Source organism: Streptomyces hyaluromycini (genome assembly GCF_002217755.1).
In the GTDB taxonomy this organism is placed as follows: domain Bacteria; phylum Actinomycetota; class Actinomycetes; order Streptomycetales; family Streptomycetaceae; genus Streptomyces; species Streptomyces hyaluromycini.
Map to the genome: position 1 here is coordinate 255,158 of NZ_BCFL01000016.1, position 13,976 is coordinate 269,133.

Here is a 13,976-nt window from a genome sequence, read left to right on the forward strand (position 1 = left end):
TTAGATCACGTCGTGAGTTAACTAACGGCTCGCACACCCGTCAAGACGTCCCGTCAGGAAGGGCGATGTGCCCATGAGAAGCACCCCCCACATGCCGACGAGAAGAACACCCCGCGGTCTGCGGCTGCTCCTGGCCGGGCTGCTCACCGCGGCCGGCTTCAGCGCCGTCGTGCCGCCGGCGCACGCGGCCGGCGAGCAGGTCACCGCGTACCTCACCACCACCGACGACTCCGCCGGACGCCATGTCACCCGCGGGCTCCAGGCGCAGACGCCGTTCGCCTTCTCCTCCGGGACCGGCGGCAGCGGCACGAACATCACCGTCGACGAGAACACCCGCTACCAGACCTTCACCGGCGGCGGCGCGTCCTTCACGGACACCGCGGCCTGGCTGATGAACAGCAGCGGGGCGCTGTCCCAGGCCACCCGGGACGCCACCATGCAGAAGCTGTTCTCGCCGACGAACGGGATCGGGCTGTCGTTCCTGCGCAATCCGATGGGCGCCTCGGACCTGGCCCGGTACGGGTACACGTACGACGACGTGGCCGCCGGGCAGACCGACCCGAACCTCAACAGCTTCTCCATCTCGCACGACCTCGCGGACGTCGTGCCGCTCACCAAGCAGGCGCTCCAGCTGAACCCCTCTCTGACTGTCATGGCCTCGCCATGGACGGCGCCGGCCTGGATGAAGGACAGCGGCTCGCTGAACGGGGGCTGGCTCAAGTCGGAGGACTACGCCGCCTACGCCGCGTACTTCGTGAAGTACCTCCAGGCGTACCAGGCGCAGGGCGTCAACGTCTCCTACGTGACCCCGCAGAACGAGCCGACCTGTTGTTCCGGCTACCCGTCGATGAGCTGGAACGCCTCCGGGCTGCAGTACTTCCTCAAGAACGACCTGCTGCCGCAGCTCCAGTCGGCCGGCCTGTCCACCAAGGTCCTCGCGCACGACTGGAACTGGGACGTGTACGACTCCTACGCGGCCGCGCTCGTCAACGACTCGACGATCCGCAACCACCCCAACTTCGGCGGGATCGCCTGGCACGGCTACGGCGGTGACGTCGCCGAGCAGACCACCGTGCACAACCAGTACCCCACGCTGGACGCCTTCGGAACCGAGCACTCCGGCGGTACCTGGGTCGCCAACCAGCAGAAGGAGGACATGTCCAACATCATCGACTACACCCGCAACTGGGCGAAGTCGGTGACCAAGTGGTCGCTGGCCGTGGACCAGAACATGGGCCCGCACAACGGCGGCTGCGGCACCTGCACCGGCCTGATCACCGTGCACAACGGTGACGGGGCGAGCGGGACGGTCGACTACACCGTCGAGTACTACGACATGGGCCACCTGACCAAGTTCGTACGGCCGGGCGCGCAGCGGATCGCCTCCACCGCGTCCACCACCGTGCCGAACGTGGCCTGGCGCAACCCGGACGGCTCGAAGGCGCTGATCGCCTACAACGACTCGTCGAGCGCGCAGACGGTGACCATCAACTGGGGCTCCCAGCACGCCGCCTACTCGCTCCCCGGCAAGACCTCGGCGACCTTCACCTGGTCCGGCACCCAGTCGGGCGGCTCCAGCCAGACCGGCGCGTTCGTGGGGCTCGCGAGCAAGTGCCTGGACGTGGCGGGCGGTTCGACCACGAACGGCACCGCCGTCCAGCTCTACGACTGCAACGGCTCCACCGCCCAGCAGTGGACCGTGCAGTCCGACGGCACGGTCCGGGCGCTCGGCAAGTGCCTCGACGTGACGTCGGCCTCGACGGCGGACGGGGCCAAGGTGCAGTTGTACGACTGCAACGGAACCGGTGCGCAACAGTGGTCGTACAACTCTTCGACCGGTGATGTGGTGAACACGGCGGCGAACAAGTGCCTGGACGTCACCGACAACTCGTCGGCGAACGGGGCCCGGGCGCAGATCTGGTCCTGCTCGGGCGCCGCCAACCAGAAGTGGCACCTGCAGTAGGAGCGCCATGAGACGTACCACGGGGGCGGCGGCCGTGCTGGGCACGGCCGCCGGTGCGTTGCTGCTGAGCGGGTGCGCGGCGGTCGACCTGCCGCTGGCCGGGGTGCGGGCGGGGGCCGACGGGACACCGTACGCGCTGATCCGGCCGTGCGGAGACGATCGCTACCAGGGGCTCTCGCTCGACGGCTGGGCCAGGGCGGCACAGGACGGCCCGGCCACCACCGGCTGGGACGTGAAGGGCGAGCGGTCCGGGGACGCCGGGTTCCCGCTGTTCTCGCCGCCCGAGCGGTGGCGGGCCCGGCATCGCGGGGCGCAGAAGCTGCTGCCGGGGCACCACTACACGCTGTCCTTCGGGCACTACATCACCGGCGACTCCTACAACGGGATCGTCGACTTCTCCGCCGAGGACGTCGAGAAGCTGAAACCCGGCCGGGTCTGGGCCGACGGCCGGGTCATGAGCCTCGGCGAGTTCGAGAAGCTCGCCGAGGACTCCTGCTGAACCGGGGGCCTACTCCGCCGGTTCGACACCGGCGCGCAGCAGGCCGTACGTGTACGCGTCCTCCAGCGCCTGCCAGGACGCGGCGATGACGTTCTCCGCGACGCCGACCGTCGACCACTCGGCGCTGCCGTCGGAGGTGGAGATCAGCACGCGGGTCGTGGACTCGGTGCCGTGCTTGCCCTCCAGGATGCGGACCTTGTAGTCGACCAGGTCCAGCTTGGCGAGCTGCGGGTAGATCTTTTCGAGGCCCACACGCAGGGCCCGGTCGAGGGCGTTGACCGGGCCGTTGCCCTCGGCCGTGGCGACGATGCGCTCGCTCTTGGCCCAGAGCTTGACCGTGGCCTCGTTGGCGTGGGTGCCGTCGGGGCGGTCCTCGACGATGGCCCGCCAGGACTCGACGCGGAAGTACGAGCGCGGTCCGCCCTCGACCTCGGCGCGCAGGAGCAGCTCGAAGGAGGCGTCGGCGGCCTCGTAGGTGTAGCCCTGGAGCTCACGCTCCTTGACCCGCTCGACGACGCGGCCGACCAGTTCGCGGTCGCCGCCGAGGTCGACGCCGAGCTCCTTGCCCTTGAGCTCCACCGAGGCGCGGCCGGCCATGTCGGAGACCAGCATGCGCATGGTGTTGCCGACGAGGGCGGGGTCGGTGTGCTGGTACAGGTCCGGGTCGACCTTGATCGCGGAGGCGTGCAGGCCGGCCTTGTGCGCGAAGGCCGAGACACCCACATAGGGCTGGTGGGTGGAGGGCGTGAGGTTGACGACCTCGGCGATGGCGTGCGAGATGCGGGTCATCTCGCGGAGCCGGCCCTCCGGCAGCACCTTCTTGCCGTACTTCAGCTCCAGGGCGGCGACCACCGGGAACAGGTTGGCGTTGCCGACCCGCTCGCCGTACCCGTTCGCCGTGCACTGGACGTGGGTGGCACCGGCGTCCACGGCGGCCAGGGTGTTGGCGACGGCGCAGCCGGTGTCGTCCTGGGCGTGGATGCCGAGCCGGGCGCCGGTGTCCGCGAGGACGGTGGAGACGACGGCGTTGACCTGGGCGGGGAGCATGCCGCCGTTGGTGTCGCAGAGGACCACCACGTCGGCGCCGGCCTCGGCGGCGGCCCGTACGACGGCCTTGGCGTACTCGGGGTTGGCGCGGTAGCCGTCGAAGAAGTGCTCGCAGTCGACGAAGACCCGGCGGCCCTGGCCCTTCAGGAAGGACACCGTGTCGCGGACCATCTCCAGGTTCTCGTCGAGGGTGGTGCGCAGCGCCAGCTCGACATGCCGGTCGTGGGACTTGGCGACCAGTGTGATCACCGGGGCGCCGGACTCCAGCAACGCCCTGACCTGGGGGTCCTCCGCCGCCTTGGCGTTCGCCCGGCGGGTGGCGCCGAAGGCGACCAGCTGGGCGTGCCTGAAGTCGATCTCCTGCTGGGCGCGGGCGAAGAACTCGGTGTCCCGGGGGTTGGCGCCCGGCCAGCCGCCCTCGATGAAGCCCACGCCGAAGTCGTCCAGGTGCCGTGCGATGGCCAGCTTGTCCGCGACGGTGAGGTTGATGCCCTCGCGCTGCGCGCCGTCGCGCAGCGTGGTGTCGAAGACGTGGAACGAGTCGTCCAGCTCGTGGGTTTCCGTCTCGGTCATGGTCCCTAGGCTCCTGATGTCTTTTCTCGGTCGTACCGGAATGACCGGCTCCACCGTCCCTCAATGGTCCCTCGCGCCTCGCCGTCCGGCTGAAGGTGGGCCGGAAAACGAAAAAACCCCTCGCGGGTGCGAGAGGTCTGCGCGCGGGTCGAGGACGACGATGGCCACCCGTACCTGGTCGTACGTGGTGGTCACTGCGGACCGGCGCGCCTGCTGCCAATAATCATGGCGAACGAGAGCACGGAGGCAGTCTGACACAGCCCCGCCCCCGGCTCACTAACTGTCTCAGGATGCGGTCGTCACAGACGGTGACATACGCCACAGGCGATACGGTCCGCTACCGCGGATGCCTTACGAACGCGTCCTGTTCGCCGTTGCCGGTCGCAAGGTCACGCGTCCGCGAGAAGATCCGTTTCCAGGAACTCGCGTACATGGCCGAGAACCTGGGCCCGGTCCGTGCCGCGCAGCCCGATGGCCACGTGGATGGAGAAACCGTCGAGCAGGGCGCGCAGGCGGGCGGCGCACCGGTCTGGGTCGACGGGCCGGAACTCGCCGCGCGAGATGCCCTCCGCGAGCAGCGCCACCAGGTCGCGGTGCCAGGCGCCCTCGATGGCGGCCTGCCGGTCGCGGGCCACAGCATCGGCGGCAGCGCTCTGCGAGCGGTTCCAGACCTCCAGCCAGAGCGTCCAGTGCGGGTCCCGGTGCCCGTCGGGGACGTACAGGTCGACGTAGGCGTCGAGGCGCTCGCGGGCGGTGCCGCGCCGGGTGAGCAGCCGGCCGCGCTCGGCGCCCAGCCGGCCCTCGCTCCACTCCAGGGCCTGGAGCAGCAGTTCGTCCTTGGAGTGGAAGTAGTAGAGGAGGTGGCCGCTGCTCATCCCGACCTCGCGGCCGAGCGCGGCCATGGTGAGCTTCTCCAGGCCCCGTTCGGCGATCATCGTCATGGCGGCGGCGAGCACCTCCTCGCGGGGCGGGGCCTGTCTGCGCCCACCGGCCATCTTCGGCTCCTCGAACTACGACTGGATCTTCGGCTGCTGCTGCGTGATGCAGTGGATACCCCCACCACCCGCGAAGATCGTACGGGCGTCCACCAGCGTGACCGTCCGCTCGGGGAAGAGACGGCGGAAGATCCCGGCGGCGATCTCGTCGCGCGGGTCGTCGAAGCCGCACAGCACGACCCCGCCGTTGCACAGGTAGTGGTTGATGTAGGAGTAGTCGGCCCAGTGGCCGTCCGCCTCCAGGACGGTCGGGGCCGGCACCTCGACGACCTCCAGCGTCCGGCCGCGCGCGTCCGTCTGGGACCGCAGCAGGCCGATGACCTCCTTGGTCACCTCGTGGTCGGGGTGCGCGGGGTCGGGCTGGGAGTGCGCCACCACGACTCCCGGGCGGGCGAAGGCGGCGACGATGTCGACGTGCCCGAGGGTGCCGAACCCGTACGGGGGGTAGTCGCCGGTGAGGCCGCGGGGCAGCCATATCGCCTTGCGGGTGCCGAGCATCCCGTGGATCTCCGCCTCGACCTCTTCCCGCGTCCAGCCCGGGTTGCGCTCGGGGCCCAGCTGCACGGTCTCGGTCAGCAGGACGGTCCCCTCGCCGTCGACGTGGATCGCACCGCCCTCGTTCACCAGCTTCGAGGCGTACGTCCGCGCGCCCGCGAGGTCCGAGACATGTGCGGCGATCTTCGCGTCGTGCTCCCAGCGGGCCCAGTGCTGGGCGCCCCAGCCGTTGAACGTCCAGTCCACGGCGGCCAGTTCGCGTCCGTTGGTGAGGAAGGTGGGGCCGATGTCGCGCATCCAGGCGTCGTCGAGGTCGCGCTCGACGGTGTCGACGCCCGGGCCGAGCAGCGCCTGCGCCTCGGCCGACTGGCCGGGGCCGCACACGACCGTCACCGGTTCGAAGCGGAGGACGGCGCGGGCCACCGACGCCCAGGCCATCCGGGCGGCGACGAGGTCGTCGGGGTCGTCGAAGGTGGGGTTGGGGCCCGGCCACGCCATCCAGGTGCGCTCGTGCGGGGTCCACTCGGCGGGCATCCGGAAGCCGTCGGAGGCAGCAGACATCGGTGCTCCTTACAGGAAGTACAGGCGGTTGAGGGAGACGGAGTCGGCGGGCTCCGAGCGCAGCGGCTCGCCGTCGAGGGTCACCAGGCCGGTGCGCCGGTCGACGTCGACCGCTCCGGTACGGGAGTTGAGCCGCAGGTCGGCCGGGCCGATGCCGCGGGTGCCGCGGACGGCGACCCGGCGGCGCCGGGTGGGCATGGTGTCGTGGCCCTGGTCGAGGGCGGCCTGTGCCACGAACGCGACGGAGATGTCGGCGGGGGTGGCGCCGTACGCCCCGAACTGCGGTCCCAGGACGAGGGGTTCGCAGGTGTCGGTGGCCGCGCCCGGGTCACCGGTGACGCCGAACGCGGGAAAGCCGGACTTCAGCACCAGCTGCGGCTTGGCCCCGAAGTACTCCGGCGCCCACAGCACGATGTCGGCGAGCTTGCCCACCTCGATCGAGCCGACCTCGTGGGCGAGGCCGTGGGCGATCGCGGGGTTGATGGTCAGCTTGGCCATGTACCGCAGCACGCGCTCGTTGTCGTGGCCGTCGTCCGGGGCGCCGAGCTCGGCCTTCATCTTGCCGGCCATGGCGAAGGTACGGCGGACGGTCTCCCCCGCCCGGCCCATGCCCTGGGCGTCGGACGAGGTGATGCCGATCGCGCCCAGGTCGTGCAGCACGTCCTCGGCTCCCATGGTCCCGGCGCGGATGCGGTCGCGGGCCATGGCGGCGTCGCCGGGCAGGTCGGTCTTCAGGTCGTGGACGGAGACGATCATCCCGTAGTGCTCGGCGACCGCGTCCCGGCCGAACGGCAGGGTGGGGTTGGTGGAGGAGCCGATGACGTTGGGGACACCGGCCATCTTCAGGACGTTGGGCACGTGTCCGCCGCCGCAGCCCTCGATGTGGAAGGCGTGGATGGTGCGGCCCTCCAGCACCCGGAGGGTGTCCTCGACCGACAGGCACTCGTTCAGGCCGTCGCTGTGCAGGGCGACCTGGACGTCGTGCTCCTCGGCGACCCGCAGGGCGGTGTCCAGGGCGCGGGTGTGGGCGCCCATGTCCTCGTGCACCTTGAAGCCCGAGGCGCCCCCCTCGGCCAGCGCCTCGACCAGCGGAGCCGCGTGCGAGGACGAACCCCGCCCGAGGAAGCCGATGTTGACCGGCCAGGCGTCGAAGGCGTTGAACGCGTGCTTCAGCGCCCAGGGCGAGTTGACGCCCACGCCCCACACCGGCCCGAACTCCTGCCCGATGATCGTCGTCACGCCGGAGGCCAGCGAGGCCTCCATGATGCGCGGCGACAGCAGATGGACGTGCGTGTCGACGGCCCCGGCGGTGGCGATGAGCCCCTCGCCGGACACGATCGAGGTCCCGGTGCCGACCACGACGTCGACCCCGTCGAGGGTGTCGGGGTTCCCGGCCCGCCCGATCGAGCAGATCCGCCCCTCCCTGATGCCGATGGACACCTTCCGGATCCCGAGCACGGCGTCGATCACGACGACGTTGCTGATCACGACGTCACAGGTCTCGCGGACGGCGGCGGCCTTGAGGTGCAGCCCGTCCCTGGCCGTCTTGCCGAAGCCGGCCAGGAACTCGTCGCCGTAGCGCTGGGAGTCGTCCTCGACGCGGATCACGAGCCCCGAGTCCCCGAGGCGGACGCGGTCGCCGGCCCGGGGGCCGTGGGTGGCCGCGTACTCGTACGGGGTGAGACGGCGGGCCTCGGCGGGATGCCCTCCGGGACGGCTCATCGCTCGGCCTCCTCTGTCTGTCCTACGCCCAGGTATCCGCAGGCGGCGGCGCGGCGCAGGGCCTCCGCGCGGGCGCCGGGCGCGTCCAGCGGCCCGTCGACGAGCCCGGCGAAGCCGATGGCGACCCGGCCGCCGCCGATCGGCACGAGACCGACCTCGTGCGACTCCCCCGGCCCAAACCGCACGGACGACCCGGCGGGCACGGCGAGCCGCAGGCCGTAGGCCGCGGCGCGGTCGAAGTCGAGGCGCGGGTTGGCCTCGAAGAAGTGGAAGTGCGAGGTGACGGAGACGGGCACGGTCGCGGTGTTGGTGACGGTCAGCCGTACGACCGCCTCCGGGTCGGCGTGCTCGGGCCCCGGCAGCAGCGCACCGGGCGCGTCCTCGCCCAGTCCCCCGCGCCCGATCGGGTCGGTGACGACGGCGAGCCTGGACCCGTCGTCGAAGACGGCCTCGACGTGCACCTCGGTGACGACGTCGGCGACGCCGGGCAGCACGTCGGCGGGGCCGAGGACGGAGCGGGCCGCCTCGATCGCCTCGGCGAGCCGCCGGCCGTCCCGGGCAGCCTCGCACACGGTGTCCGCGATCAGCGCGGTGGCCTCCGGCACGTTGAGCCTGAGGCCCCGGGCGCGGCGGGCGCGGGCCAGCTCGGCGGCTCCGAAGAGCAGCAGCCGGTCACGTTCCGTGGGGGTCAGTCGCACGTTCAGGCACCTTCTTCGCATCCTCGACTTAGAGCACCACTCTAAATGTCGGATTACGAGAAGGGAACCATTGACATCGACTTGCGAGTCGCCCACATTGAACGCCGCTCTAACCATCAGCCCGGATGTCTCAGGTGGCCGTCGAAGGAGACCAGCCATGCCGATAGAACAGCGCGGAGTCGACACCATTCCGGAGGGGATGGGGGTACCTCCCGCGCTCGAACGCAGTTGAGAGCGTGGGGGAGCACCAGCGGGCCGAAGGACCTGGTCTCGATCCTGCTCGGCTCCAACCTCTGCCTCGGCGTGATCATCTTCGGCTGGCTGCCGCCGTCCTTCGGGCTCGGTTGGTGGGCGTCGGTGAGCGCGATCGTGGCGGGCACGCTGATCGGCACGGTGTTCACGGCCCCGCTGGCCCTGGTCTCCCTCCGTACCGCGACCAACCTGTCCACCTCCTCCGGCGCCCAGTTCGGGGTGCGCGGGCGGCTGGTCGGCTCGGTGGTGGGCCTGCTGCTCGCCCTCGGCTACACCGCGCTGACCGTGTGGATCGGCGGCGACGTGATGGTGGGCGTGCTGGGACGGCTGTTCGGAATGCCGGCGGACGGGGCGGCGTACGCCGTGGTCTACACGGTGCTCGCGGCGGCGACGGTGGCGGGCGCGGTGTACGGCTACCGTGTGCTGCTCGCCATGTCCAAGGTCCTCGCCGTCGGCATGACGGCCCTGCTGGTCCTCGGGATCTTCGCCTACGCCCCGCACTTCACCACCTCCGCGCTGCCGGAGGCGGGCGGCTACCTGCTGGGCGGCTTCTGGCCGACGTGGTGTCTGGCGGCGGTGGCCGCCGGGCTGTCCGGGCCGGTCGCCCTCATCACCCTCCTCGGCGACTACACCCGCTACATCTCCCGCCGGGTCCTGCACGGAACCTGGCTGGGCCTGATCCTGGGCCTCCTGGTCCCGCAGCTCTTCGGCACGTTCACCGCGTACGCGGCGCGGGCGGCGGCGGACTACGCGGGCCCGCTGGTGTCCGCCTCCCCCGCCTGGTACCTGGTACCGCTCCTGCTCTCCGCCTCGGCCGGCTCGGTGGGCAACGCGGGCCTCATGCTCTACTCCATGGGCCTCGACCTGGACACGATCCTCCCCCGCGCGTCCCGCGCCCGCGCCACCTACACGGTCGCGATCGTCGCCACGGCCTGCGTCTTCGCCGGCCTCCCCCAAACGCTCGGCTTCGCTCGCGCCCGGGGGGGACCCCCATCGCCTGGAACGCGCAGTCCGCGATGACGTCCTTCGTCCTCCTGCTCACCGCCATCGGCACCCCGTGGGCGGTCATCACCCTGATCGGCTTCGCCCGCTGCCGGGGCGTGTACGACGCGGACGCCCTCCAGGTCTTCAACCGCCGCTCGCGGGGCGGCATCTACTGGTACCGGGCCGGCTGGAACGTCCGGGCCACGGCGTCCTGGGCGCTCGGCGCGGGTGTAGGACTCCTGGCGGTGTCACTCCCGTCGTACGAGGGCCCGCTGCTGTCACTGACGGGCGGGGTGGACTGCAGCTTCCTGCTGTCAGGGCTGGTGGGCGGCGCGGTCTATCTGCTGCTGCAACTCCGGAGCAGCGACAACCCGGTCCAGGTTCACTCAGCCCGTCCGGCGCCTGAGGACGAAGGCCGCGCAGAACCACACTCCAGCCCGTCCGGCATCCGAGAACAAAGGCCCACCAGAACCACACGCCAGCCCATCCCGCATCCGAGAACAAAGGCCCACCAGAACCACACGCCAGCCCATCCGGCGTTTGAGGACGAGGCCGTTCAGGCCGAAGGGGGGTCCGGGGGCGCAGCCCCCGACAAGGGCCGCCACCCCTACGGCACCGCCCCCGTCAGGAACCCAGGTGATCGTCGAGGAAGCCGACCAGCTGGTCGACGACCTTCCGGGTGGTCCAGGGCTCGGTCATCGAGGCGGGCATCCCTATGGCCCCGTCGCCGTGACCGGCGCCCGTGATGATGTAACGGGTGCTGTCGACGCCCTTGGCCAGGAGCGCATTGTTCAGCGCCAGGGTCTCGCTGGGCGAGACAAGGCGGTCCTGGTCGCCGTGGTAGATGAGGAAGGCCGGGTCGCCGGCGTCCGCGTACGTGGCCGGGTCGGCGGCCTTGACCTCGTCCGTGTACTCGGCGACGGACTTCTTCGTGTCGGGACCGTAGACCCATTTGGCCGTCATGTTGCCGACGGCGAGGTTCTCCTGCTTGGTCTTGTCGTCGTAGTCCGCGCCGATCTTCGAGAGGTCGGCCGGCCCGAAGTCGTCGACGACGGCCTGGACCTCGCTGCTCTGGTCGAGGTTGTCACCGACGTCGAACTTCTTGATCCCGCCGGTGGTGCCGGCCATGGCGGCGAGGTAGCCGCCGGCCGAGTCGCCCCACACGGCGACCTGGTCGGGATCGATCCGGTACGCGGCGGCGTGGGCGCGCAAATAGCGGATCGCGGACTTCACGTCGGCGAGGCCGTCGGCGTAGGTGGCCCCGTCCGTGGTGGTGCGGTACGAGACGCTGGCGACCACGTAGCCGTGTTCGGCGATGTAGGTCCGCCGGTTCAGCCCCTGCTCCTTCGGGGCCGCCAGGAAGCCGCCGCCGGGGATGTAGACGACCAGGGGCTTCTCGCCGCCGGACTTCGGCACGGTGATGTCCAGCTTCAGCTCGGTCTTCTTCCCGTTCGCGCCGGGGGTCGAGTACACGATGTCGTCGTGCGTTTCCACCTCGGTCCCGCCGCACTCGATCTGTGCCCCCGTGGCCGTGATCACCTTGCTGTTGGTGGTGTCGGGCTTGGCCACGGTCGAGGCCACCGGAAGCTGGCCACCGGCGCCCGCACCGCCGGGCCCGCCGGAGGGGACGCCGGCGGGAGCTCCGGCTCCGGCGCCCGCGCCGCCCTGCGGTGCCGAGGTGGTGGGGCAGCTGCTCGGCTGGGCACTGGCCGCGCCCGACTCCGTGGTCTCACCGTCCGTGGAACAGGCGGTGAGAGCGAGTCCCAGGGCCGCCACTCCGACGAGTGTCCTGCCCAGCATGAACTTGGCCATGACGTTCCTCTTTCACATGTTCGGCATCGCGGCGGGCCCTGCCTGTCGGACCGGGCCCGGCGAGCAGCAGCGCCGGGCACGGGCGTTCCCCAGGGCCTCAGGGCCTCAGGAGTCGGCTCTCTCGCCCTCGGTGGCCGGCGGACCGGGCGCTTCCCGGCCGCCACCGAGCATGGCCGGGCCGTGCGAGGCGGGTGTTCGTGGATTGTTCGGGCAACGTAAGGACCGGCGGACCGGCCCGCACGAGGCGGGGCGCGGGGGCCGTGACCGCTAGGCTCGGTGCACATGCCCCAGGACAAAGGTCTCGTCCTGATCGTGGAGGACGAGGCGCACATCGCCGACCTGCAGCGGCTCTACCTGACCAGGGACGGCTTCGGCGTGCACGTGGAGAGCGACGGCCGCGCCGGACTGGCGGCGGTCCGGCGGCTCCGCCCGGTGGCCGTCGTGCTCGACCTCACCCTCCCCGGCCTCGACGGCGTGGAGTTCTGCCGTCTGCTGCGGGACGGCGGCGACTGGACGCCGGTGGTGATGGTCACCGCCCGGGACGAGGAAGCGGACCGGATCATCGGCCTGGAGCTCGGCGCGGACGACTACCTGACCAAGCCGTTCTCGCCGCGGGAGCTCGTCGCCCGGATCAGGACGGTGCTGCGCCGGGCCGCCGGGCCGCCGGCCGAGCCGGTGCTGACGATGGGCGCGCTCACCCTCGATCCGGCCCGCCGGACCGTCCACCTCGACAGCCGGCCGGTCGACCTGACCACGACCGAGTTCAACCTGCTCGCCCATCTGATGCGCCGGCCCGGCCAGGTCTTCACCCGCGCGCAGCTGATGTCCCACGTCTGGGGGTACGCCGACTACCGCGACGGCCGGGTCGTCGACGTCTACGTCTCCCAGCTGCGCGGCAAGCTCGGTGACGCCGGCCCCATCCGCACCGTTCGCGGGGTCGGCTACAGCGCCGGCCCGGCGTGAGGAACCCGGCATGAACAAGGCGGTACGGCACCGGCTCAGGCCCCGGTGGCCGGTGCGCGGCTCGCTCGCCGGCGCCATCGTCCTGCTGGCGACACTGGTGGCGGCGCTCGCGGTCATGCTGACGGGGCTGGTGTCCGGGGAGACGGCCCATGCGAATGCCGAGGCCCAGGAGCGCGACCGGCTCGCCCGCCAGGCCGCGGTCCTCAGCCGCGTCCCGGCGCCCCCCTCGCTCCTCCGCGAGGACGAGCAGCGGCTGGCCGGATCCAACGGCGTGCGGCTCGCCGTCGTCGCCCCGGACGGCAGGGTCGCCGGACCGGCCGCCCCGGCACTCACCGACGCCGACCGCGACCGGCTGCTGTCCGGCCGTCCCGTGTCCGCCACCGCCACCCTGGACGGCAAGAACTTCATGGTCGAAGCGCACCCGGCTCATGGGGGCGGCGCCGTCGTGCTCATCCAGCCGATGACCGACGTGGGGCGGGCCGCCTCCCGGATGCAAAGGAGCCTGCTGCTGCCGATGGGCACCGGACTGGTGGGCGCCGCACTGGCCGGGGCGTTCCTGGCCCGCCGCATCGCCCGGCCGCTGGCCTCGGCCGCGGCCGTCGCGCACCGGCTGGCCGCGGGCGAGCGCGGGCTGCACGGTCCGGCGGGCGGCCCCGCGGAGGCGGTCGAACTGGGCAGCTCGCTGACCGTGCTCGACCAGGCGCTGACCCGCAGCGAGAACCGCCAGCGGGAGTTCCTGCTGTCCGTCTCCCACGAGATCCGCACCCCCCTGACCGTCGTGAAGGGCTACGCGGAGGCCCTCGACGACGGCGTCGTGCCGGCCGGGGAACTGCCCGCCGTCGGACGCACCCTGCTGACCGAGACCCGGCGGCTCGACGGTTTCGTCAGCGACCTGCTGCGGCTCGCCCGCCTCGAAGCGGACGACTTCCACCTCGCCATCCGGCGCACCGACCTGGGCGCCCTGGTCGAGGAGGCCGCGGAAACCTGGTCGCGGCTCTGCGCACGCCACCACGTCGACTTCCGCCTGGAGCGCCCGAACTCCCCGGTCCTCGCCGACACGGACGGGTTCCGCGTACGGCAGATCGCCGACGGACTGCTGGAGAACGCCCTGCGCGTCACCCCGGAAGGCAGCCCCCTCGTCCTGGCGCTGCGCGCCGAAGGCGGTCACGCCGTCATCCAGGTCCGCGACGGCGGCCCCGGCCTGTCCGACGACGACGCCGCGGTCGCGTTCGAGCGTGGCGTGCTCCGCGACCGCTACCGGGACATCCGCCCCGTCGGCAGCGGCCTCGGCCTGGCCATCGCCCATCGCCTCACCACCCGGCTGGGCGGCACCATCACCGCCGGCGGCCAGGGACCCGAGGGCGGCGCCTGCTTCACCGTCAGACTGCCGGGCAGCGCGGTGGGCTGACCAG

Annotated in this window: 10 protein-coding genes and 1 pseudogene; 5 read left to right on the forward strand and 6 right to left on the reverse strand. The window is 71.6% G+C overall.

Going from position 1 to position 13,976, the window contains the following annotated elements; genetic code table 11:
- Positions 1 to 91: 91 nt before the first annotated feature.
- Both SSP29_RS01205 and SSP29_RS01210 read left to right on the forward strand, forming a co-directional pair.
- A complete protein-coding gene (locus SSP29_RS01205; RefSeq protein ID WP_089098563.1) occupies positions 92 to 1,963 on the forward strand; it encodes a ricin-type beta-trefoil lectin domain protein in 1,872 nt (623 codons plus the stop codon).
- 7 nt (positions 1,964 to 1,970) lie between these two features.
- Positions 1,971 to 2,462: a hypothetical protein gene (locus SSP29_RS01210; RefSeq protein ID WP_089098564.1), complete on the forward strand. Its 492-nt coding sequence runs from the start codon at positions 1,971 to 1,973 to the stop codon at positions 2,460 to 2,462.
- Positions 2,463 to 2,471: 9 nt separating this feature from the next.
- Here SSP29_RS01210 and cimA read toward each other — a convergent pair whose 3' ends face one another.
- From cimA to ureA, 5 genes are all read right to left on the reverse strand, one after another.
- A complete protein-coding gene (gene cimA / locus SSP29_RS01215; protein ID WP_089098565.1) occupies positions 2,472 to 4,082 on the reverse strand; it encodes a citramalate synthase in 1,611 nt (536 codons plus the stop codon).
- A gap of 389 nt (positions 4,083 to 4,471) precedes the next feature.
- Positions 4,472 to 5,077 (reverse strand): TetR/AcrR family transcriptional regulator, encoded by a 606-nt coding sequence (locus tag SSP29_RS01225; protein WP_089098566.1) that lies wholly within the window; start codon positions 5,075 to 5,077, stop codon positions 4,472 to 4,474.
- A 15-nt stretch (positions 5,078 to 5,092) separates the two neighbouring features.
- Entirely contained in the window at positions 5,093 to 6,133 is a 1,041-nt protein-coding gene (locus tag SSP29_RS01230; RefSeq protein ID WP_089098567.1) for an agmatine deiminase family protein, read from the reverse strand.
- A gap of 9 nt (positions 6,134 to 6,142) precedes the next feature.
- On the reverse strand, positions 6,143 to 7,855 hold the full coding sequence (locus SSP29_RS01235) for an urease subunit alpha (protein WP_089098568.1): 1,713 nt from the start codon (positions 7,853 to 7,855) through the stop codon (positions 6,143 to 6,145).
- The gene (ureA, locus tag SSP29_RS01240) at positions 7,852 to 8,553 is read right to left on the reverse strand and encodes an urease subunit gamma (protein ID WP_089098569.1); all 702 of its coding nucleotides are present in this window, start codon (positions 8,551 to 8,553) and stop codon (positions 7,852 to 7,854) included. The genes SSP29_RS01235 and ureA overlap by 4 nt, the downstream gene beginning before the upstream one ends.
- Before the next feature lie 157 nt (positions 8,554 to 8,710).
- On the opposite strand from ureA, the pseudogene SSP29_RS01245 reads away from it, so the two are divergent.
- A pseudogene (locus tag SSP29_RS01245) lies at positions 8,711 to 10,154 on the forward strand (cytosine permease); the annotation flags it as partial.
- Positions 10,155 to 10,413: 259 nt separating this feature from the next.
- Here SSP29_RS01245 and SSP29_RS01250 read toward each other — a convergent pair.
- A complete protein-coding gene (locus tag SSP29_RS01250) occupies positions 10,414 to 11,601 on the reverse strand; it encodes an alpha/beta hydrolase (RefSeq protein WP_150133350.1) in 1,188 nt (395 codons plus the stop codon).
- A 282-nt stretch (positions 11,602 to 11,883) separates the two neighbouring features.
- Here SSP29_RS01250 and SSP29_RS01255 point away from each other — a divergent pair, with 282 nt between their 5' ends.
- Both SSP29_RS01255 and SSP29_RS01260 read left to right on the forward strand, forming a co-directional pair.
- Positions 11,884 to 12,564: a response regulator transcription factor gene (locus SSP29_RS01255; RefSeq protein ID WP_089099746.1), complete on the forward strand. Its 681-nt coding sequence runs from the start codon at positions 11,884 to 11,886 to the stop codon at positions 12,562 to 12,564.
- 10 nt (positions 12,565 to 12,574) lie between these two features.
- Positions 12,575 to 13,972, forward strand: a complete 1,398-nt coding sequence (locus SSP29_RS01260) for a sensor histidine kinase (protein WP_089098570.1) — start codon at positions 12,575 to 12,577, stop codon at positions 13,970 to 13,972.
- Positions 13,973 to 13,976: the final 4 nt, after the last annotated feature.

Bases quoted from the DNA above. Each gene is read 5' to 3' on its own strand.
- SSP29_RS01210 (WP_089098564.1), top strand. From the start codon at position 1,971: ATGAGACGTACCACGGGGGCGGCGGCCGTGCTGGGCACGGCCGCCGGT.
- SSP29_RS01260 (WP_089098570.1), top strand. From the start codon at position 12,575: ATGAACAAGGCGGTACGGCACCGGCTCAGGCCCCGGTGGCCGGTGCGC.
- SSP29_RS01250 (WP_150133350.1), bottom strand. From the start codon at position 11,601: ATGGCCAAGTTCATGCTGGGCAGGACACTCGTCGGAGTGGCGGCCCTG.
- SSP29_RS01255 (WP_089099746.1), top strand. From the start codon at position 11,884: ATGCCCCAGGACAAAGGTCTCGTCCTGATCGTGGAGGACGAGGCGCAC.
- SSP29_RS01235 (WP_089098568.1), bottom strand. From the start codon at position 7,855: ATGAGCCGTCCCGGAGGGCATCCCGCCGAGGCCCGCCGTCTCACCCCG.
- SSP29_RS01225 (WP_089098566.1), bottom strand. From the start codon at position 5,077: ATGGCCGGTGGGCGCAGACAGGCCCCGCCCCGCGAGGAGGTGCTCGCC.
- SSP29_RS01205 (WP_089098563.1), top strand. From the start codon at position 92: ATGCCGACGAGAAGAACACCCCGCGGTCTGCGGCTGCTCCTGGCCGGG.
- SSP29_RS01230 (WP_089098567.1), bottom strand. From the start codon at position 6,133: ATGTCTGCTGCCTCCGACGGCTTCCGGATGCCCGCCGAGTGGACCCCG.
- cimA (WP_089098565.1), bottom strand. From the start codon at position 4,082: ATGACCGAGACGGAAACCCACGAGCTGGACGACTCGTTCCACGTCTTC.